Source organism: Flavobacterium litorale (assembly GCF_019613795.1).
Taxonomy (GTDB): domain Bacteria; phylum Bacteroidota; class Bacteroidia; order Flavobacteriales; family Flavobacteriaceae; genus Flavobacterium; species Flavobacterium litorale.
On the sequence record NZ_CP080429.1, the window covers coordinates 2,334,865 to 2,356,256 of the forward strand.

24 protein-coding genes are annotated in these 21,392 nt (G+C 36.1%); 9 read left to right on the forward strand and 15 right to left on the reverse strand.

The features are described 5' to 3' along the window. Window positions 1-15: 15 nt before the first annotated feature. From lpdA to K1I41_RS10670, 4 genes are all read left to right on the forward strand, one after another. Window positions 16-1,404, forward strand: coding sequence for a dihydrolipoyl dehydrogenase (lpdA, locus tag K1I41_RS10655; RefSeq protein ID WP_220640329.1), 1,389 nt, complete (start codon window positions 16-18; stop codon window positions 1,402-1,404). 87 nt (window positions 1,405-1,491) lie between these two features. Next, window positions 1,492-2,022 carry a glycine-rich domain-containing protein gene (locus K1I41_RS10660; protein ID WP_255566923.1) on the forward strand — a complete coding sequence of 177 codons (531 nt, stop codon included), beginning with the start codon at window positions 1,492-1,494 and terminating at the stop codon, window positions 2,020-2,022. Then, window positions 2,019-2,810: a DUF2207 domain-containing protein gene (locus K1I41_RS10665; RefSeq protein ID WP_220640330.1), complete on the forward strand. Its 792-nt coding sequence runs from the start codon at window positions 2,019-2,021 to the stop codon at window positions 2,808-2,810. The genes K1I41_RS10660 and K1I41_RS10665 overlap by 4 nt, the downstream gene beginning before the upstream one ends. Window positions 2,811-2,944: 134 nt before the next feature. Then, window positions 2,945-3,631: an OmpW/AlkL family protein gene (locus K1I41_RS10670; RefSeq protein ID WP_220640331.1), complete on the forward strand. Its 687-nt coding sequence runs from the start codon at window positions 2,945-2,947 to the stop codon at window positions 3,629-3,631. 74 nt (window positions 3,632-3,705) lie between these two features. Here the strand turns inward: K1I41_RS10670 and K1I41_RS10675 are convergent, their stop codons facing one another. After that, on the reverse strand, window positions 3,706-4,338 hold the full coding sequence (locus K1I41_RS10675; protein WP_220640332.1) for a porin family protein: 633 nt from the start codon (window positions 4,336-4,338) through the stop codon (window positions 3,706-3,708). 59 nt (window positions 4,339-4,397) lie between these two features. Continuing rightward, complete coding sequence (locus K1I41_RS10680; RefSeq protein ID WP_220640333.1) at window positions 4,398-5,546, reverse strand: cysteine desulfurase family protein; 1,149 nt, start codon at window positions 5,544-5,546, stop codon at window positions 4,398-4,400. Between the two features lie 113 nt (window positions 5,547-5,659). On the opposite strand from K1I41_RS10680, the gene K1I41_RS10685 reads away from it, so the two are divergent. Beyond that, a complete protein-coding gene (locus tag K1I41_RS10685) occupies window positions 5,660-6,676 on the forward strand; it encodes a hypothetical protein (RefSeq protein ID WP_220640334.1) in 1,017 nt (338 codons plus the stop codon). Between the two features lie 57 nt (window positions 6,677-6,733). Here K1I41_RS10685 and K1I41_RS10690 read toward each other — a convergent pair whose 3' ends face one another. From K1I41_RS10690 to K1I41_RS10725, 8 genes are all read right to left on the reverse strand, one after another. Beyond that, window positions 6,734-7,285 (reverse strand): DUF8465 domain-containing protein, encoded by a 552-nt coding sequence (locus K1I41_RS10690; protein ID WP_220641874.1) that lies wholly within the window; start codon window positions 7,283-7,285, stop codon window positions 6,734-6,736. After that, the gene (locus K1I41_RS10695; protein WP_220640335.1) at window positions 7,278-7,463 is read right to left on the reverse strand and encodes a hypothetical protein; all 186 of its coding nucleotides are present in this window, start codon (window positions 7,461-7,463) and stop codon (window positions 7,278-7,280) included. The genes K1I41_RS10690 and K1I41_RS10695 overlap by 8 nt, the downstream gene beginning before the upstream one ends. A 92-nt stretch (window positions 7,464-7,555) precedes the next feature. Continuing rightward, window positions 7,556-8,014, reverse strand: a complete 459-nt coding sequence (locus tag K1I41_RS10700; protein ID WP_220640336.1) for a hypothetical protein — start codon at window positions 8,012-8,014, stop codon at window positions 7,556-7,558. A 25-nt stretch (window positions 8,015-8,039) separates the two neighbouring features. Then, window positions 8,040-9,290: an ornithine--oxo-acid transaminase gene (gene rocD, locus K1I41_RS10705; RefSeq protein WP_220640337.1), complete on the reverse strand. Its 1,251-nt coding sequence runs from the start codon at window positions 9,288-9,290 to the stop codon at window positions 8,040-8,042. A 188-nt stretch (window positions 9,291-9,478) separates the two neighbouring features. Continuing rightward, on the reverse strand, window positions 9,479-9,976 hold the full coding sequence (locus K1I41_RS10710; RefSeq protein WP_220640338.1) for a DinB family protein: 498 nt from the start codon (window positions 9,974-9,976) through the stop codon (window positions 9,479-9,481). Between the two features lie 61 nt (window positions 9,977-10,037). Continuing rightward, window positions 10,038-11,003 (reverse strand): helix-turn-helix transcriptional regulator, encoded by a 966-nt coding sequence (locus K1I41_RS10715; protein ID WP_220640339.1) that lies wholly within the window; start codon window positions 11,001-11,003, stop codon window positions 10,038-10,040. A gap of 102 nt (window positions 11,004-11,105) precedes the next feature. Further along, window positions 11,106-11,522 carry an OsmC family protein gene (locus K1I41_RS10720; protein WP_220640340.1) on the reverse strand — a complete coding sequence of 139 codons (417 nt, stop codon included), beginning with the start codon at window positions 11,520-11,522 and terminating at the stop codon, window positions 11,106-11,108. A gap of 88 nt (window positions 11,523-11,610) precedes the next feature. Further along, entirely contained in the window at window positions 11,611-12,174 is a 564-nt protein-coding gene (locus tag K1I41_RS10725) for a DUF1697 domain-containing protein (protein ID WP_220640341.1), read from the reverse strand. 68 nt (window positions 12,175-12,242) lie between these two features. Between K1I41_RS10725 and rlmD the strand changes: the two genes are divergently transcribed. From rlmD to K1I41_RS10740, 3 genes are read left to right on the forward strand one after another with little or no spacing between them, the layout of a single operon-like run. Continuing rightward, window positions 12,243-13,655 (forward strand): 23S rRNA (uracil(1939)-C(5))-methyltransferase RlmD, encoded by a 1,413-nt coding sequence (gene rlmD, locus K1I41_RS10730; protein WP_220640342.1) that lies wholly within the window; start codon window positions 12,243-12,245, stop codon window positions 13,653-13,655. 21 nt (window positions 13,656-13,676) lie between these two features. Further along, window positions 13,677-14,210: a DUF6452 family protein gene (locus tag K1I41_RS10735; RefSeq protein WP_220640343.1), complete on the forward strand. Its 534-nt coding sequence runs from the start codon at window positions 13,677-13,679 to the stop codon at window positions 14,208-14,210. Beyond that, window positions 14,176-14,922 carry a DUF6048 family protein gene (locus tag K1I41_RS10740; protein WP_255566924.1) on the forward strand — a complete coding sequence of 249 codons (747 nt, stop codon included), beginning with the start codon at window positions 14,176-14,178 and terminating at the stop codon, window positions 14,920-14,922. Before K1I41_RS10735 ends, K1I41_RS10740 begins: the two co-directional genes overlap by 35 nt. Window positions 14,923-15,037: 115 nt before the next feature. Here K1I41_RS10740 and K1I41_RS10745 read toward each other — a convergent pair whose 3' ends face one another. From K1I41_RS10745 to K1I41_RS10755, 3 genes are all read right to left on the reverse strand, one after another. Continuing rightward, window positions 15,038-17,197 (reverse strand): T9SS type A sorting domain-containing protein, encoded by a 2,160-nt coding sequence (locus K1I41_RS10745; protein ID WP_220640344.1) that lies wholly within the window; start codon window positions 17,195-17,197, stop codon window positions 15,038-15,040. 146 nt (window positions 17,198-17,343) lie between these two features. Continuing rightward, a complete protein-coding gene (locus tag K1I41_RS10750; RefSeq protein ID WP_220640345.1) occupies window positions 17,344-17,709 on the reverse strand; it encodes a hypothetical protein in 366 nt (121 codons plus the stop codon). A gap of 108 nt (window positions 17,710-17,817) precedes the next feature. Further along, window positions 17,818-18,477, reverse strand: coding sequence for a DUF4294 domain-containing protein (locus K1I41_RS10755; RefSeq protein WP_255566925.1), 660 nt, complete (start codon window positions 18,475-18,477; stop codon window positions 17,818-17,820). An 83-nt stretch (window positions 18,478-18,560) separates the two neighbouring features. On the opposite strand from K1I41_RS10755, the gene K1I41_RS10760 reads away from it, so the two are divergent. Continuing rightward, complete coding sequence (locus tag K1I41_RS10760; RefSeq protein ID WP_220640346.1) at window positions 18,561-19,649, forward strand: M42 family metallopeptidase; 1,089 nt, start codon at window positions 18,561-18,563, stop codon at window positions 19,647-19,649. Between the two features lie 88 nt (window positions 19,650-19,737). Here K1I41_RS10760 and K1I41_RS10765 read toward each other — a convergent pair whose 3' ends face one another. Together K1I41_RS10765 and K1I41_RS10770 are read right to left on the reverse strand one after the other, a co-directional pair. Next, complete coding sequence (locus K1I41_RS10765; RefSeq protein WP_220640347.1) at window positions 19,738-20,142, reverse strand: ankyrin repeat domain-containing protein; 405 nt, start codon at window positions 20,140-20,142, stop codon at window positions 19,738-19,740. Between the two features lie 225 nt (window positions 20,143-20,367). Continuing rightward, window positions 20,368-21,315 (reverse strand): phosphoribosylaminoimidazolesuccinocarboxamide synthase, encoded by a 948-nt coding sequence (locus K1I41_RS10770; protein WP_220640348.1) that lies wholly within the window; start codon window positions 21,313-21,315, stop codon window positions 20,368-20,370. Between the last annotated feature and the right edge of the window lie 77 nt (window positions 21,316-21,392).

Here is a 21,392-nt window from a genome sequence, read left to right on the forward strand (position 1 = left end):
GAAAAAACCATATTCATGAAATACGATGTTATTGTTTTAGGAAGCGGTCCTGGTGGTTATGTAACAGGCATAAGAGCTTCACAGTTAGGCTTAAAAGTAGCCATTGTAGAGAAAGAAAGCCTTGGTGGCGTTTGCCTTAACTGGGGGTGTATTCCTACCAAAGCACTACTAAAAAGTGCACAGGTTTTCGACTATCTTAAACACGCATCTGATTACGGACTTACCGTAAAAGATTTTGATAAAGATTTTAATGCTGTAGTTAAGCGTAGTCGTGGCGTAGCCGATGGTATGAGTAAAGGCGTACAGTTTTTAATGAAAAAGAATAAGATTGATGTAGTAATGGGTACGGGTAAAGTAAAACCGGGTAAAAAGATAGATGTTACCGATGCCGATGGTAAAGTAACAGAACTTAGTGCCGACCATATTATTATTGCTACAGGAGCACGTTCGCGCGAGTTGCCTAACCTACCACAAGATGGTAAAAAGGTTATTGGGTACCGTAAAGCCATGACGTTGGAGAAACAACCAAAATCGATGATAGTGGTAGGCTCTGGGGCTATAGGTGTAGAGTTTGCACACTTTTATAACGCTATGGGCACCGATGTTACTATTGTAGAGTTTATGCCCAACATTGTACCTGTAGAGGATAACGATATCTCAAAACAATTTGAGCGTTCGCTTAAAAAAGCGGGTATAAAAATTATGACAAATTCGTCGGTTGAGAAAGTAGATACTTCGGGCGATGGCGTTAAAGCTACGGTTAAAACAGCCAAAGGCGAAGAGGTATTGGAGGCCGATATTGTACTTTCGGCAGTAGGTATAAAATCAAACATCGAAAATATAGGTCTGGAAGAAGTAGGTATTGCTACTGATAAAGACAAGATAATGGTAAACGATTATTACCAAACCAACATACCTGGTTACTATGCCATTGGCGACGTAGCACCTGGGCAAGCCCTAGCACACGTAGCTTCTGCCGAAGGTATATTATGTGTAGAGAAAATAGCAGGGATGCACGTAGAGCCATTAGACTATGGTAATATACCTGGCTGTACGTATGCCACGCCAGAAATTGCATCGGTAGGACTTACTGAAAAGCAAGCTAAAGAAAAAGGATATGAGCTTAAAATAGGTAAATTCCCATTCTCGGCATCAGGTAAAGCAAAAGCAGCGGGTACACCCGATGGTTTTGTAAAAGTTATTTTTGATGCTAAGTATGGCGAATGGTTAGGCTGCCACATGATTGGTGCTGGCGTTACCGATATGATTGCCGAAGCTGTAGTGGCACGTAAGTTAGAAACTACTGGGCACGAAATACTAAAAGCAGTACACCCGCACCCAACCATGAGCGAAGCGGTTATGGAAGCTGTAGCTGATGCTTACGGTGAGGTAATACACTTATAGCATAATAATGTCTGAAGTAAATTATAAAAACCCCTTTGATCTTTCAAAGCGGGTTTTTATATTTTAAAGTAATTATAAACTCGCTAAATGGTGCTACAAAAAGAATCAACTATAAATCTGAACGCTGAACAAAGAGTACTGTGGGATAAAATAAGTGTTTTTGAGATAGATGACCCTACCTCTGAATTTACTTTTACCGACAGGTTAGTTCGTGAAAATGGGTGGACTTATGAATTTGCTGTAAGGGCAGTTTTTGAATATAAAAAATTTATGTTTCTTATCTGTATTAGTAACCACCCTCTTACTCCCTCCGACCAAGTTGACCAAGTATGGCATCTACATTTATTATATACACAATCTTACTGGTTTGAATTTTGTAAGCATACACTAAAAAGAGAAATACATCATGGTCCTACCAAAGGGGGTAAACAAGAAGGCGACAAATTTACCAACTGGTACGAAAAAACTAAACAAGCCTATATAAATTCTTTTGGATATACTCCTCCTGAAGATATATGGCCTAGTAGTAAAATACGATTTTCAGAAATCAATTTTCTCAGAGTAAACATGCATCGCTATTGGATATTAAAAAAACCAGCTTTTTTACTTAAAAGATGAAACAACTTACACAACTTACACCTGCTGAAGTTTTACTAATAACTAAAAATGAAGATGTCACTTTAGAAGAGTTACTCAAGGTTACTTTTATAGATTTATTGTTAAAACAGGTTCTTCAGGTTATCGAAATAGAGAAAAAAATAACAAATAGAGATGGTGTATGGATGTTTATTTACATCAAACAAGGATCTAATTTTCATAAATATAATGCATTAAAACATGAGGATATATTTATAAAACCCTTTATTGATAACAGGAATAGCGAAGTTTTATTTCGGAATTTTGTAAAAATAACTTACCAGAGTGCCAAAAATAAAATGCTGTATAAAAGCAGTATTTACAAAAGTCTGAATATCAAAAACTATTTTGATAGAAATATTTTTCAACGAATTTTTGGTAAAGCTACAATAACAAGCCTAGGAATAAGAGTTAAGATAGAAGTTAAAAAAGAAATTGAAAACCTCGAGAAAGAATTACCTGAGTTGACCGTAAATAATCCGAGTAAAGCCTACTCCATTGTTAACTCAATATTAGGATGTGTTGTATTAATAAAGACGTTTGATATGAGCATGCTAAAAGAAGTTGACAAAGATCTATTAGAAGAATTTCATAGAAATTACCCTCATATTACTTCCATAGGCTGTGGAAGTAGTTTTGATGAATATGAGTTCGAAAATACATCAAATGATTCAGAGAATAGTTGGAGCGGATTTGGCGGTTGTAGTGATCACGGATGTAATAGCGGATGTTCTGGCTGTGGTGGTTGTGGTGGCTGCGGAGGAGATTAATAACTGCTACATATTTATACTTAATCTTAGTTATTAAAAAGAATTAAAAAATAATTTTTTAAACCATGATTTAAGTCAGGTTTTGTGCTGATTGTGTTACCTAAATTTGAAGTATAATTTAAAACACATTAACCATGAAAAAAATAGTTTTTGCTCTAATGGCAATCGGATTATTTAGCACAAATTCAATATTTGCACAGGATGATACAAATGATACATCTAACGATTTTAAAAGATGGCAAGTGCGCCTTCGTGGTATAGCTGTAGTACCCGACGAAAGTGCTACTGTTGGCATTATTGGTGGTGATGCTGATATTTCTACCACGTTTGTTCCAGAATTGGATTTTACGTATTTCTTTACTAAAAATATTGCTGCCGAACTTATATTAGCCACAACAAAACACGACGTAAAAACTACAGGATCTGATATCTCAGCCGTTGGCGGTCCTACAAGTACCGATGTAGATTTAGGTAGCGTATATTTACTTCCTCCTACACTAACATTACAATACCACTTTTTACCTGACGAAAAGTTCCGACCGTATGCGGGTGCGGGTGTTAACTATACTATTTTTTATAGTGAAGATGAAGGTAATACCGTACGTGGTATAGAATACGACGATACTTTCGGATTTGCACTACAGGCAGGATTGGATGTAGAAATTAATGATAAATTTTTTATTAATATAGATGTTAAAAAACTGTTTTTAAGCACCGATGTTACCGTAGATGCCTCTAACCTTGCCGAAGGGCTCAGTATACCTGCTGAGGTAGATATTAACCCTTGGATTATAGGTTTTGGTATAGGTATGCGATTTTAAATAACAAATACCCCACCTAACCAATACAAAAAGCTCCTTTATAAGGAGCTTTTTTATTGATAGCATTGTAACTTCTATAACATAAAATTAAGTCCCACGTTTATAGCTCCTCTGTAGTTATTAACGTCTGGGCGGTTATTACGCTCAAAAATATCAGTAAAACCACTTTGTCCATCAAATTCAATAAAAAATTTAAAATATTCGTTTACTGGTATTTTTACACCTAAACCAAAGGCAATCCCCACATCAGTATCTTCAAAATCTTGCATAACATCGGTATCAAAAGCAGTTGCACGGGCATCCAACAAAAAACCTACATAAGGTCCAAAATTAATATACCAATTGTTATCATAACCAAAATGAAAATTAGCCATAAGCGGTACGGTAATATAATCCAATTCAAAATCGGTAAGGTATGTACCCGAAGGGCGTCCCCTATCACGACTTTCAATTACAATTAAATCGTTATCCCAGCCTTTACTGTCGTATATCGCTTTCGCTTTAATGCTCCAGTATTCCGAAAAATAAAAGTCGATACCACCTTGAAAGTTATACCCCGTATTAAAGTCGGCATTATTAAAGTATGAATTTACATTGGAGAAGTTAACCCCACCTGCAATACTAAATTCTACGTTGCCACCACGCTGTGCCTGTAACGTAGTTGTAAATGCTATAAGGGCGAATAATGAAAGTATAATTTTTTTCATCTGATTATGTGTATACGTTTTTAAACTTACTTACATAATCTGTACCAAAAATTTATTGTCTAGCTATTTTTCAATGCACTTAGTAGTAAATCAATCTCTTCTTTTGTGTTATAATATGCTAACGATACGCGCAATGATGGTTTACAAAGCTCTTCGTCCGATAGTATTTCTTGCAATACATGCGAGGGTTTTATACTCCCCGACTGGCACGCGCTACCGCGTGATACGGCTATCCCTTTCATATCTAAATTAAACAAAAGCATCGGTACTTTGTCTTCGGGTAAAGGTAGTTGTATGTTTGCTATAGGATAGAAAATGGTACTAGCATCGTGCTCCTGCCCTGCTACAGTACCGTTTATTTTATAGGTTGGGAAGTGTAATTTTAATTGCTCCAACAAATAATTACGTAGGTTGGTTATATGGGCTTTATCTGCTTCTCGGTTTTGGTACGATAATTCTAATGCTTTTGCCATACCTGCAATTTGGTGTACACCCTCAGTACCTGCACGCATCCCTTTTTCTTGTTCGCCACCATATAACATGGCTTTTAATCGGCTATTTTTTTGTACGTAGGCAAAACCAACACCTTTAGGTCCGTGAAACTTATGTGCACTTGCTGCTATAAAATCTACAGGCAAAGCCGTTAAATCAAGGTCTGCTTTACCTACAGATTGTACTGTATCGGAATGGAACAAAGCATCGTATTCCCTACATATAGTACCTATTTGGTGTAAATCTGTACTTGTACCTATTTCGTTATTTACGTGCATTAGGGTTACTAATGTAGGTATTTTTGCTGCTAATAAACGATGCAAATGCTCCGTATCGGGTGTGCCATCAGGTAATACATTAACATAATCAATAGCAATATTGTACTCCTCGGCAACAGCTTGTGCAGCATACAAAACGGCATGGTGCTCCGTTTTAGCGGTAATAATACGTTTTACGCCACAATGCTGTACCGCACTACGAATAATCCAATTATCAGCCTCTGTACCACCCGAGGTAAAAATAATTTCGCGTGGTTCTGCGTTAAGTAAAGCAGCAATGGTTTTACGGCTTGTTTCCAATACTACTTTTGCACTCCTGCCAAAACTATGTGTAGAGGAAGGATTTCCGTATTGTTCTGATAATATGTTGGTAATTTCGGTTATAACTTCTGGGCGTAATGCACTAGTAGCCGCATTATCGAGATATACTTTTTTCATGGCTACAAAATTACTTAAAAAGTTTATTGTAACCTTATTTTAGCGCAAACGGAATTGCAAAACATTTCGGCACACCATTAAAAACCTTATTTTTGTTTAAAATTTAATGAACAATGAAAAAAATAGTGGCTCTTGTAGCAGTACTTATAGCAATTGTGGGTTGTGATGATGGTGATGTTGATTTTAAAAATTTTAATTTCCCTAATACTACAGTATCTACTTGTATAAAAAACAACCTGTATTATAAAACTAATGGTACCGAAGCTATTATCTTGGAAATAAACCCTGCTGAATTGTATAATATTCCGAGTGAGTTTGATGAAAACGGCGATATAATACCAAAAGAAGTTGCTATTACTACAGCAGGCGCAAATAAAATTATTTACCGTAATTATAATGGCGCAGCAAATACTGCTAATTTAATTTGCACTGATGATGGACTGCCTGTAACATCGCCTAACGTGATAGAGGAATGGACTGGCGATGGGACTATATTGATATCGACGATTGAAAATATTGTAGATGGGAAGCTAGAGGGCTACATACACGCTATAACGCTACAGGAAATTACCTTTAGTAGTGGCGAAGAGGATATACGTATTAATAACAACGATTTTGGTACGTTTACGAGCGATATTGGTTTTAATTTTGATTTTGGGAATGAAGAAGTACCTGTAGCTATTGCTTGCAACGGTATAGCGGCAGACAGGGTATACAAAATTAGTGGTAACGATGTACTGATACTTAATTTCCCCGAGGGTACGTTTGTAAATGAAATAGGTAATTTACCCGCTATTGAATTTTCGGCAGAGGAAGAAGAACATGAATTATTATTTACAGTGTACGCTGGTGCTGCAACCAGTTCGGCTATATGTGACTTAGATACTACTATTGAGATTGAACAGCGCTGGAGAGCATCCTCTGGGAGTGCTATTGTTGTTACTACTGAAGATTCTTTGAATCCAGGTACGTTTTTCCATGAAATACGATTACAGGATGTTGTTTTTACCCGTATTGATTTAACTACAGGAGAAACATTTACGTTATACGATGTATTAACACCCGAAAATGCACAAATAGCCCAAAATAACGGAGGATTTTTATTGGGTACTTATGTTACCGAAGAGTAATTGAATAAATGATATAATTAAAAAAAACAGCTTTTTATAAGCTGTTTTTTTTAATTATTATCTGTTCGGGTTTTGTTTTATATACACTTCGGTAGCTCCTAATCCGTATTTTTTATAATCGGCATCCTGAAATGTAACATTATCGTACCTACCAAGCAAAAAGTCAAGTTCGGCTTTTAAAACGCCCTCTCCTACTCCATGAATAAATACTACCTTGGGCATTCTGTTGCGTATAGCAAAATCAAGCTGTCGTTTAGCAGTGTCTGATTGCAGGGTTAAAATATCGTAGTTAGACATTCCTCTTTTATTCGGTACTAGCTTTTCAATATGTAAATCTACTTCAAGTACAAACTCATCCTTTTTCGATTTCTTTTGTTTTACAAAGCTTCGCTTTTTAGGTAGCTCTTTATCTTTTAGGATGGATTGCATGCTCTGTGCACCAAAATTTTGCAGTACTGATGTATCGGATATTTTAATGAGTTCTTTGGCGTTAAACTCCAAATCAAAACCTTCTTCAGTTTCCACAATAACCATATCGGCTTTAAACCCTTTTACTTTTCCGTTAAAAGAGTCATCCAGCACCGTAACTGTATCACCTATATTAAACATCATCATTCTCGTTATCGCGGTTATGTTTGCTTGGTACCTTAGCCATTAATTTCATAAGCCCAAACATAAATAAAACAATAGCACTAATCATTACAATCGTGTTAGGCTCTTGCTTGGATTGCTCGTATAATGCCAAAAAAGCAACTCCAAACATAAGTAATATATATATTGTTTTCATAACTGTAATATTAAACATCAAAACTACTAATAATACTTACCAATAAAAAATCCCGCCAAGGCGGGATTGTAAGAAATATAGTAATATTACATTTATGATAATTGTGATGCAGCCGAAACCACGTATACTATAAGTACTAAATAAGTAACAATAGAAAAAATTGTAAGGATGCCAGACCACAAAAAATAACCTTTTAAATCACTAAAAGCTTTTGTCATTCCAATAGTATTGTTTTGGCTAATTGCTTGTCGTGTCGACGATGAAAACTTGTACAAATAGAGTACTGGGAAAAACATTGTTATTGTAAATAAAAGCGACATTAACCCTATTGTAGCACTTGACATTATACCCATTGCTCCTAAACTTTCAGGTTTAGAGTCTATCATGCTACCTGCCATTAACATGCCTAATGAGCCAAGAAGTGAGAACAATATAACTATAGAACCAATAATAGCTAAAAACAAAGCCCAACCCGCAGATGTTTTTAAAAAGCTCTTTGCTTCACCTGTTAATTGTAGTTCAAAAGAATCGAAAGAAGAATTTTGCTCCATAATAAAACTATATATCAGTCAAATATTATTTTTCGAACTCTTTTAGTGTATTAATTATAATATGTACACATTCTAGCAATTGTTCTTCATTCATTACCAATGGTGGTGCAAAACGGATAATATTACCATGTGTTGGTTTAGCAAGCAATCCGTTATCACGTAATTTCATGCAAATATCCCAAGCGGTAGAACTGTCTTCGGTATCGTTTATAACAACGGCGTTTAGTAACCCTTTTCCTCTAACAAGTGTAGCAATATTACCATTACTTTCTGTAATGTATTCGTTGAGTTTTGCTCTGAATAATTGCCCTAAAGTTTCGGCGTTTTCTGCTAACTGTTCGTCTTTAACCACTTCTAACGCTGCTATAGCTACTACTGCTGCTACTGGGTTACCCCCAAATGTAGAACCGTGCTGCCCTGGTTTAATTACATTCATAATATGGTCGTCTGCCAATACTGCCGATACAGGGTATGCACCTCCAGATATTGCTTTACCAAGTATTAAAATATCGGGTTGTACATCTTCGTGGTGTACGGCTAGTAATTTACCTGTTCTGGCAATACCTGTTTGTACCTCATCAGCAATAAACAAAACATCGTGTGCCTCGCAAATTGCTTTGGTTTTAGCCAAGTATCCTTCCGCTGGTACGTATACCCCTGCTTCGCCCTGTATAGGCTCAACCAAGAAACCTGCTATGTTTTTATCATTTTTTAGTACCTCCTCTAATGCGTCTGCATCATCGTACGGTATCATAATAAACCCGCTTGTAAAAGGACCAAAGTTCTTTTTAGCATTTTCGTCGTTAGAGAATGATATTATTGTTGTTGTTCTGCCATGAAAGTTATTGGCACAAACTACAATTTTTGCTGCTTTTTCGTCAATACCTTTTTTCTCGTATGCCCATTTACGGCATATTTTTATAGCTGTTTCTACAGCCTCTGCACCCGTATTCATAGGTAACAGTTTATCAAACCCAAAATATTTGGTAACATACTCTTCGTACTTACCTAATTGGTCGTTATAAAATGCTCTTGATGTTAGCGTTAATGTTTTTGATTGCTCAATCATTGCACCCACAATTTTTGGATGGCAGTGTCCTTGATTTACGGCAGAATAAGCCGAAAGAAAATCATAATACTGCTTACCTTCTACATCCCAAACATGTACACCTTCGCCCTTACTCAGTACTACTGGTAATGGGTGATAATTGTGTGCTCCGTATTTATTTTCTAACGCAATGGCATCAGCCGAACTTAATTTTTCTAAAACCGACATTGTAACTTAATTTTAATTTTTCTTAAAGCATCAATTCCTTCTTTAGTATAGGAGAGAAATCATCCTATTTTTTTCCAGACGCAAATTACTAAAAATAAAACTATTTTATGATTATTTTAAGTTAATTACATAACAAAAACCTCATTCTTAACAGGATGAGGTTTTGCGTATTAAATAAATAATTTGTATTAAAAACTCATATCGTCGGCACTTGGTCCGTAAGTTGCAGGCACAGGCATATCCAACAACCTAAAATAAACACCCAGTTGTGCACGGTGATGTATTATTTGAGCCAAGCACATACGTAGTACTTCGTACTTTGTATCGCGGGTGTAAATTTCATCACCTTTACGCAGTACCCAAACATCGTTAAAAGTATTTATATCGGCTTCTGCTAGTGCTTTTTTACCTTCGGCTAGTTTCTCTTCAAAAAAGTCGAGTAATTCTCCTGTACTTGCTACAATTTTTGGTTCGTATTGGGTAACGGCAAAATCAAGTTCATCGGTTTGTATTGTGGTAACAATCCAATCGGGTAATTCGGCTATGTGCGATGCCAATATTTTCATTTTCATACTTTTAGGATGCGGTTGCCACTCGAAATGTTCTTCTGGAATTTGTGCAAGCATTTTGCGTGTTACAACACTCTCTCTTTGTAATTCTTCGTTTAATAAATGAATTAAATCCATAACATATTGGTTTTATTTGTTTAATAGGACAAAGTAAAACACAGTTGGTGACAACAGTATGTCAGTAGGATTTTTCTAAATTCATTTTTTCCGAAATTTTTTCTACGAGTGTTGCTATTCTATCCTTGAGCGACTCTGGTTCTAGTACCTCAGCATAATCGGCAAACATCATTATCCATCGGGCAAAGCCTTCGTATAAATAATGCGATGTAAATGTCATATCAACATAATCATCTTTAACCTCTTCCGATACAAAACCGTACTGGTAGCGTTGTTCTTGTATGTAGGGTACAACCCTTTTATCAATACGTAAAACAACTTTTTGGGGTACACAATCGCGTTGTAATTGCTCCTGCTCCCTGTATTCGCGCAATGTGGTGCGTTGCTGTTGCTTTTGTTGGGTTAGCTGTATATTTTTAACCCTATCTATCCTAAATTGTCGGTATGTTTCACGGAGGTGGCAGTAGGCAACGGTGTACCAGTGCTCGTTTTCGTGGAATACGCCTATGGGTTCTATTAAACGTTGGCTATTACTATCTTTATTAAGTGCGCGGTATTCCATTTGTACAGCCTTTCGTTCGGCAATAGCTTTTATAAGTACATCTAATGTGTTTTGCGGATATTTATTATTGTTACTGCGTTTTTTAGTAACTTCTATATACCCCTCAAGATTATCTACAAGTTGTTTGTCGCTAGCCCGTAGTACTGCTTTTACTTTGTACAGCGCCGATGCAAAGTTGGTTTGCAATGCTATATCTGTAAACTTTTCCATTAGCTTTTCGGCTGTTACAAAAGCCATCGCTTCTTCGGGGGTAAACATTACTGGAGGCAGCCTATACCCATCTACTAAAGAATAACCAATCCCTGCTTCGCCGTATATGGGTACGCCTGCTTCTTCTAACGTACGAATATCGCGATATACAGTACGAAGGCTTATATCGAACCTATTGGCAATGTCTTGTGCTTTTACAACTTTTTTAGATTGTAGCTGTATTAGCATGGCGGTTATCCTATCAAAACGGTTCATACGCAAATGGTTTACACTCCAAATTTACTATTTTAGATGCAAACGTCATAAATAATAAAAGCCCTACAGTGTAGGGCTTTTATTATGGTAGTATAGTGCTTGTTAGTTTTGCACTAATGTTGCGCTAGATGATATTTTAGTGTTAAGCAGTTTGGATATAGGGCAATTTTTTTCTGCCTTTTGTACATGTTGCTGGAATGTTGCTGTATTAATATCATCTACCCTAGCAATTACAGACAGGTGTGAACTTACCACGCTACCATCTCGAAAATCAACATCACATTTTGTTTCGATAGAAGCTACATCATATCCTGCTTCGTTTAAATATGCTGTAAGTTGCATGGTAAAGCATCCTGAGTGTGCCGCAGCAATAAGCTCTTCGGGGTTGGTACCATTACCGCTTTCAAAACGGGTTTTAAAAGAGTATTGTGTGTTGTTAAGTACATTACTTTCTGTACTAAGTCTTCCTTCACCTTGTTTAAGAGAGCCTTCCCAAATAGCTGTAGCATTTCGTTTCATAAATATAGTTTTTGTTGTTTTTAATAGCATAAAATTAGCCAATAGCTACCGGAATGTATAGGCTATTAAATGAAGTTTAACAAAAAAATTACTCGTTTACTGTTTGCAACATAGTCAGCATTTTTAATGTGGTGTTCCAATTGCGTATAGTAGCCTTGCAATTGTTACCCAATTTATTCTCTATAAAAGCATTGGTTAATTTAGAGTCTGCTGCACTTTGCGATAGTTTTAAATACACTATTTTACCTACAGCTTTAAAAGCATCGTCACTACGATTGTATTTTTTCATTTTATCCAAGCCCTGCGGTGTAACTTCGTGGGTAAGGAATACTACAAAATACTTTTTTTTGCCCGATGGCTCTGGTACATCGTCAGTATAAGGGTTATTGGCTATAATCTGTTCTAAATCGGCAGCATCGTATATATAAACTACTACATCATAACCGTATTCTTTGTATAAAAGTAATTTTATATCGTAGGCTATCTTAGCCTTATCTGTTTCCTCCAACTCAAAAACAATATTCCCACTTTGTATGTAGGTTTGCACATTATTATAACCATTTGCAGCCATTAGTTTTCGTAAATGCTCCATTTTTATAATATTGTGTCCGCTAACGTTAACGGCACGAAGTAAAGCTAAATAAGCAGGCATACTAGTTGTTTTTAAGTATTAGCCACAAATTTATTTAAATTTAATGAGCAATAGCTTATTTTTGCCGCATGGGAAGAAAAAGAAGAGAGGAAATTATTTTTGAAAATATTGAAGTACTGGATGCTGGTGCAAGAGGTGTATCGGTAGCTAAAGCCCCCGATGGTAAAGTTATTTTTATACCCAACGTGGTACCTGGTGATGTGGTAGATGTACAAACATTTAAAAAACGTAAAGCCTATTACGAAGGTAAAGCCACTAAATTTCACGAGTATTCGGAACACAGAATAACACCTGTATGCCAACACTTTGGCTCGTGCGGTGGTTGTAAATGGCAAAACATGACGTATGAGCGTCAATTGTTTTACAAAAACAGAGAGGTATATAATAACCTAAAACGCATTGGTAAAATTGAACTCCCTGATTTTGAACCCATACTTGGAAGCGAAAAACAGTTTTTTTACCGTAATAAAATGGAATTCTCTTTCTCTAATAGCCGTTGGATGACGGAAGAGGAAATACAAAGCGATAAAGAAATTGAGAATAGTAATGCTCTTGGTTTTCATATCCCTCGAATGTGGGATAAAATATTGGATATAACCCATTGTAGCCTACAGGAAGACCCTAGTAATGCCATACGTAACGAGGTTAGAGATTTTGCTAATGCAAACGGATTGGCTTTTTTCAACCCAAGAGAGCATTCTGGTTTATTGCGTACCTTAATGTTACGTACAGCCTCTACTGGCGAAATAATGGTACTGATACAATTTTATGATGATGATAAAGAAAAGCGTGAGCTGTTATTAAATCATCTTCAGGCAAAATTCCCAGAAATAACATCGCTACAATATGTAGTAAACCAAAAGGCTAACGATACTATATACGACCAAGACGTAACCCTTTATAAAGGTAGGGATTACATACTGGAAGAGATGGAAGGCTTACACTTTAGCATTAATGCTAAATCGTTTTACCAAACCAATTCCGCGCAAGCGTACGAGCTATACAAAATAACGCGCGATTTTGCAGGACTTACAGGTAACGAGCTCGTTTATGATTTATATACAGGTACGGGCACTATTGCACAATTTGTAGCCAAAAAAGCAGGCAAAGTAATTGGTGTTGAGGCTGTACCCGAAGCGATTGAAGATGCTAAAGAAAACGCCAAACGCAATAACATTACCAATTGTGAGTTTTTTGTTGGTGATATGAAGGTAGTATTTAACGATGCGTTTATTGCTGCACACGGTAAACCTGATGTTATTATTACCGACCCACCGCGCGATGGTATGCATAAAGATGTAGTAGCGCAATTAATTAATATAGCACCCAAACGTATAGTATACGTTAGTTGCAACTCGGCTACACAGGCACGCGATTTGGCATTATTAGACGAACACTATAAGGTTACCCGTGTGCGCCCCGTAGATATGTTTCCGCAAACGCACCATGTGGAAAATGTTGTACTTTTGGAAAAACGATAAATAAAAACAGGCTTTACTGTTATGAGAAAAATATTCGCTTCGTTATTACTACTACTAGCTACCCTATGTTGCTTTTGGGGTTGCGAAAAAGATGATATATGTGCCGATGGTACTGCTACTACCCCAAACTTAATTATTACATTACTTAACCAAGATAACCAAACGGAGCGTAAAGCAGGCAACATACAATACTTTATGGATGTAGATGGCGAGGTAAACCTTATTGGACCTAGCGTTACCGACAGTATTGTAGTACCCTTGCGTACCGATGTAAATACTGTACGATGGGGTTTTACCCTTATTACTACAGGTACAGGCGGTACCAGCAACTACAATACCGATTACTTAGAGTTTAACTATACTCGTAACGATATATACGTATCGCGTGCGTGTGGGTACAAAACATTTTTTTACCTTGACGATGATACTACAGAGAACTTAAACCCTACACTTACCGATACTGTACCCGCTGATAACCTTTGGATACAAGATGTAATTATAACCCGAAATAACGTAGAAGATGAAGAATCGGCGCATGTGCAAATTTATTATTAACCTTTGCGCGCTATTTTTTGCAGTAGCTGCAAGTGCACAAACTGCTAACGATAGCATTGCTACTCCTGTACAAACAGAACGCTACGGAATACGTGTAGGTGCTGATTTGCACCGACTAAGTAAAGGTTTTTATACTGACGATTACAGAGGGTTGGAACTTGTAGCCGATTACAGGATAACTAAAAAGATATACATAGCAGGAGAAATTGGTAATGAAGATTATACTATAGATGATAGGCAGTTGAATTTTACTACCAACGGAAGCTACCTAAAAATTGGTTTTGACTATAACGCCTATGAAAATTGGCTGGATATGGAAAATATGATATACGCAGGTATGCGCTATAGTTTTGCCTCGTTTAGCCAAACATTAAACTCGTATACCATATACGATAACCGCGTTATTGATGCTAATGGTATACGCTACCTTGATCCTGTAACTGTTGAATCGGGTACGGAATATAGCGGGCTTACTGCCCATTGGGTAGAGGTTGTTGGCGGTATAAAGGCAGAGGTTTTTGATAATTTGTTCCTCGGGTTTAGCCTTAGGCTTAATTATATGATAACCGACACAAAACCTGATAATTTTGATAACCTTTATATTCCAGGATTCAATAAAACCTATATAGGTAAATTTGGAGCAGGCTTTAACTACAGTATTTCCTATTTTATACCCTTTTATAAAAAGACTAAAAAAACTGAGGATAACTAATAATACTAAAAAACGAGCTACAAATTGCAGCTCGTTTTTTATTTATCACTGTTTAAAACAGTTTATAAAAAAGCCTCCGCAATTGCGGAGGCCTAAAAACTAATAACTAACAAATTTATTGAACAACGATTTTTTTAGTAATTGATTTGCCTGCTGCTTCTAGTGTAATAAAATACATTCCACTATTAAGCATCGAAATATCTAAGTTTAGCTCATTACCAGAGGCTGTAGTACTAAGTACTGTTTTGCCTAATATATCAGTAACATTAACCATAGCATCACCATTTAAATTTTCCATTTTTAATGTAACGCTGGTCGATGCAGGGTTCGGATACACTACAAAGGCATTACTAGCAAAGGCTGCACTACTTGCTGTAGCCTGTACAGTAGTAGTAGCCGTATTGGTAATTATAGCTTCGTTAAAATCGAAGTAAATACCTGCTGTAGCCTCCATAACATCGCCAATAGTAACGCCATCGGCTGGTTTAATTTTATAGGTTACATACCCTTGACTACCTGGTACATCGATATCGGTATATGGTAAATCGATATTATTGAATATGAATGATACGTTCTCGCCGTTACGCGCAGTAACATAATTATGGCTACCTACTATCGGTTCAAAAGTACTCCAGTCTAAATTAGCATCAAGCTCCGTATCAATACGAACATTGGTTGCATTGGCTGTACCTTCGTTTTGGAAACGAATGGTATAATGTAAATACTCTTCTGCTTGTTCTTCGCTTATATACTCACCTTCGTGTACTCTAATATCGTTAGGATCAAAACTATTTACTACTGTTTGGCTTAATTCAGATATGTTATTGCTAAAATCATCATCTAAATTAGCATCTATAATTGCAGCAAAATCTAAAATATCGCCACTGTTTACTGTAGGCGGTTGCATCACAAGAAAATCAACTACAATGTATCCTGATTGAAATGGCATTAGGTTATCATACTGTAATGTTAATGTATTTCCTGCTTGCTGCATAGCTGGCAAAGCACTATCAAAAGTCATCATAGTACTATCAAAAGTTAAACTTACAACACCGCTTGCTGGTAATACACCCATGTTTTCGTAAACAATAACGTAAGATGAAAGGAAACCTGGTATTGCTAATGTAGTAGGTACTAAAGTTACAGCAACATCGTTAACAGGATTTGAAACCGTTAAACAAAAATCAAGCGGATCTTGCTCCTCAGATACTATTATAGTATATGATGATGGTACACTTGTATACGATATACCAGAAGATTGCGCTACACTAATAGTGCTATCGCCATCTGGCACATTATAAAAATAATACTCACCATTAGCATTGGTGTAAGTATAATAAACATCGTTATTGTTAACTAAACTTACTAAAATACCTGATGCAAGAATATCTGTAGCGTTACACCCATTATTGTCTATATCGTATGTAATTGTACCCAATACTGTATTTCCAGTACAATTATCATCAACTATTAAGTCTAATGGTGCAACTGCTATACAATCATTTACGTACAGCGTTACATAAATTGTTTGTGTTAAAGTTGTACTGGTATATTGCAGAGGATTATTAATTTGGTTTGTCCCCATCAGTGCGTCTTCTTCCGTTGTAAAAAATGCTACATCACCTTCGGCAATGCCATTTAAAACAATTGGAATCACAGAAGTGAGGTCGAAAACGTATGTACTTTCATCTCCCGATACACATCCTACTAGAGGTGGTAATTCAGTTATAAACAAATTTTCAATATATACATCAAAAGCTTCTTCTTGTAAACAACCAAAATCTTCATAATATACATACACCATCTGTGTTTCTTGTATTAAGTCGCCAACTGCGTACATAATACCTGAACCAGCAGGACCCGAAAAATAATTACCAAACTGCAAGGGTGGTAACGCATAGCCATCGCAAGCATAAACGTCGTCCATAGCCGGTACCCAGCCGACACCAAAACCTATTAAAAACGAGGTTGTATCAAAAGTGTCATCACTATTGTTAGTTACTCTTACATAAATAATTTCGGATTGCTGACCGATATATTCAGATGGATTTAAAATTGGGTTTGTGTTATCTGTCGCATCTTCTTCAGAGGTAAAATAAGCAACAGTAAAATCGTTTGAGTTTTGATTACCCAAAACAACGGGAGTCTGTGCTGATAAATCAAAAATTTCAAATCCGCACTGTAAAATATCGTCAGGTTGGTAGGCTATTGCCTGTGCCTGCATATTTGCTATAAATAGCATGAATGTTAATAGGGAGAGTAAAATCTTTTTCATAAGTTAATATTTGTTTGGTTATTAACTTATAAACAAGTGTAAGGTTAATTACCCTACTGTAAAAAAATAAGATAATATTAAAATTATAGCGAATACGTTAGCTATTTTTGCTACTATTCTTTAAAAAACTGAGATTTATTTTAAAATTAAATAGCAGTAGTAACCTCACTTTGAAGCAACACCGTACTAATATTTAAATCGTAGTAGGTACGATAATCAGGATTTGAAATTATTTTAAAGTTTTTATGCAGTCGTTTATACTCCTCATCAGTAAAATCTTCTAAAATAATTTTTACGATGTATGGCTCACGCGCTATAAATTTTTCACGATCGATACAAATTACAGAAGCATCAAAACAATCTTCATATTGATGATAAAAGCATGCCCCCATGGGTTCGTAACGGCTTGTATCAATAGTACGCGTTTCGAGAAGTGGTAGTAGTTCGAGCCCTTTATTTTTCAGTTTCTTTTTAGTGTTATTGTACTCAGGTGCTACCGTAATTAATTCCATATTTGCATAGTGTTTTTTAACGCTGCAAAATTCAAAATTATTTTTAGTTAGTACATTAAAATTGTGGTAACACTATGTTAAATCAGCCTTAACAATTCATACAAATTATTACTCTTTTTCGCGCCATTGAGCTGTTATTGCAGGATAATCTATCGGGAAAGCAGGGTCTTGCGCTGGTAACCTATGTTCCCTAAACGCTTTAAGTAAAAAACCTTCAATTAAATAATCTTCGGGTACCGTAGCTGGGCTATACTCCGTTTTTAAATTAATATCAAACATTTTAGCAATTCGGCTGGACCAAAATGCTTTCCAACCACTTTTATATTCTTTTATTAAGTCAAAAGTAGTTTCTCCAGTTTGCCTGTGTATTAACTTTACTAGTATTTGCCCATCTTTACGAGATAATTTTTTGAGTTGTGCCTCAAACTCATCTTCAAGGTATTTTTCTACAATTTTAGAGTATTTTTTCTTTTCACGCTTGGTTTTCAACTTTGCCATGGTAGCATTTAGTCGCGTTAATCTTTCGGCAGCTATTTTAGCATAAGGGTACACTTTTAACACCCTGCGTCTTAAAATATACAGTCGTTTTCGCTCGGCTTTGGATATGGTATCTTTCAGATTAGAAATTACAATTTCTTCCATCTGCATGTTAAAAACAATCGAGTCATTTTCAACCACATTCTTTACCGTATCGGTTACAACTTCTTGCGCGTTTGCTGTAACCATACACGTTAACACGAAAAAGAATAACAAACGTATTTTTACCATCGAAAAAAATTTAGTTCAAAAATATACATTTATACACAACTCTGTTTTCAAATTTATATTTTAGCAGAAAAATACAACAAAATATGGCGTCAAAATCAATATTGAACGATAATTCAATTGCATTTCTAGAAAAATATCTTAATAATCCATCACCAACAGGTTTTGAGTCTGAAGGACAAAAAATATGGATGGAGTATTTAAAACCTTACGTTGATACTTTTATTACTGACACTTATGGTACGGCTGTGGGGATTATTAACCCCGATGCTCCTTATAAAATAGTTATAGAAGGACACTCCGACGAGATTTCGTGGTACGTTAACTATATTACCGATAATGGGCTTGTATACGTTATTCGTAACGGTGGCTCCGACCACATGATTGCTCCCTCTAAACGTGTCAATATCCATACCAAAAAAGGTATTGTAAAAGGTGTATTTGGGTGGCCAGCCATACATACCCGCAAAGGGGATAAGGATGTAGTACCTAAAATAGAGAATATTTTTATTGATTTGGGTTGTAACAACAAAGAGGAGGTTGAAGCTTTGGGCGTACATGTTGGATGTGTTATTACGTACCCTGATGAGTTTATGGTACTAAACGAAAACAAATTTGTATGCCGTGCTATAGATAACCGTATTGGAGGGTTTATGATTGCTGAAGTTGCTAGATTATTACACGAAAATAAAAAGAAGTTGCCTTTTGGATTGTACATAACCAATGCTGTACAAGAAGAAGTTGGACTTAGAGGTGCGGAAATGATTACGGAAACAATACAACCTAATGCTGCTATTGTTACCGATGTTTGCCACGATAGCACTACACCTATGATTGATAAGCATATTGAGGGGGAAACAAAAATTGGTAACGGTCCTGTTGTTACCTACGCCCCTGCTGTACAAAATAATTTACGTGAGTTAATATTGGATACGGCTACTAAAAACGAAATTCCGTTTCAACGATTAGCATCGTCTCGTGTTACAGGTACTGATACAGATGCTTTTGCTTATAGTAACGGCGGTGTAGCATCGGCACTTATATCGTTACCATTACGATATATGCACACTACTGTAGAGATGGTGCATAGGGATGATGTTGAAAATGTGATAAAATTGATTTACGAAACATTATTAAACATCGAAAACGAAGCTACATTCTCTTACTTCGATTAATTGTTTACAAGATAGATGAATACAAAAAAGCACCATTACTGGTGCTTTTTTTAACTAACTAAACTCATTTTAATAAAGAAATAATAATTTAAGCCTCTATTGCTTCTTTTAAAATTACTGCCGATTCGTTTGCATTAGAAAGTTCTGCATGTTTTAATGCTGTAAACCCTCTATCGTCAGTAATTTTTAATTTTGCACCGTTGGCAATTAATATTTTTACAATTTCAGCACGATTATAGCGTGCCGCTAACATAAGTGGTGTAAAACCGTTAGACTTTTCGTTTACATCGGCTCCGTACTCAATAAACTTTTTAACGGTAGTTACATCGCCCTTGCAAATTGCCATGGCTAATGGTGTTGATGCGTTGTACTTAACAACTGTTTCAACAGCTACTTTGTTGTTACTGTTTGGTACGTTATTGGCATTTGATGCGAATGTTGTACTTCCGAAAGCTACTAGAGCAAGACTTAAATAAATGATCGTTTTTTTCATGATGTAATGATTTGATGATTAATGATTTGTGATTGATTTCTAATTTAATTTAATTTTCAACGGCTGATTAACCCGTTCATTATAATAGACGCCCACAACTAGGATATCGTTACTATATAAAATCGTTTTAACATAACTTTAACAAATCTAAACTTACTATGCTTACATATAAAAACAAAACCGCGCCACTATAGTGGCGCGGTTACAGCTATTTTTTATATTAAATTACTTATTTAAAAAAGCTACAACATTTTTTTCTATTCGGTTATGTATGTCACCAATATCAGCTTTTGCAAACTGCTCGCCAGTAATTTTCTCATATAATTCTATATAACGTTCGGATACGCTTGCTATATAAGCATCGTCCATATGGGGTATTTGTTGCCCTTCTTTCCCCTGAAAATCGTTAGCAATAAGCCATTGTCTAACAAACTCTTTGCTAAGTTGTTTTTGTACATCTCCCCTATTTTGGCGTTGTTGGTACCCCTCTGCATAAAAATAACGTGAAGAGTCGGGTGTATGTATCTCATCTATCAATACAATTTTACCATCTTTAGTACGACCAAATTCGTACTTGGTATCTACCAATATCAATCCGCGCGAAGCGGCTATTTCTGTACCACGCTGAAATAAATCGCGGGTATATTGCTCCAATACCTTGTAATCCTCTTCGGTTACAATACCATTGGTAATAATTTCCTCTCTGGATATATCCGCATCGTGTTCGCCATTAGCTGCCTTAGTGGTAGGGGTTATTATGGGCGCAGGGAATTTGTCATTTTCTTTTAGCCCTTCGGGTAGTTCAACACCGCACAATACACGTTTGCCAGCAGCATATTCGCGTGCTGCATGCCCCGATAAATAGCCGCGTATTACCATCTCTACTTTAAAAGGCTCACATAAGTGCCCCACCGCTACGTTAGGGTCGGGAGTATCAATTAACCAGTTGGGTACAATATCTTCGGTTAAACGCATAAACTTGGTTGCTATTTGGTTTAGTATTTGCCCTTTATAAGGTATGCCCTTGGGCATAACAACATCAAAAGCCGAAAGCCTGTCGGTAGCTATCATTACCAAAAGTTCGTCGTTTATATTATATACTTCTCTTACCTTACCGCGGTAAACTGATTTTTGATTTGGGAAATTAAAATCGGTACTCGTTATCGTATTCATGTAGCTATGTTAGTGTAGTTAAGCTGCAAAAATAATAAAGTTTCTTTCTATATTTTGTTTTTACGTAAAAAAGCAAA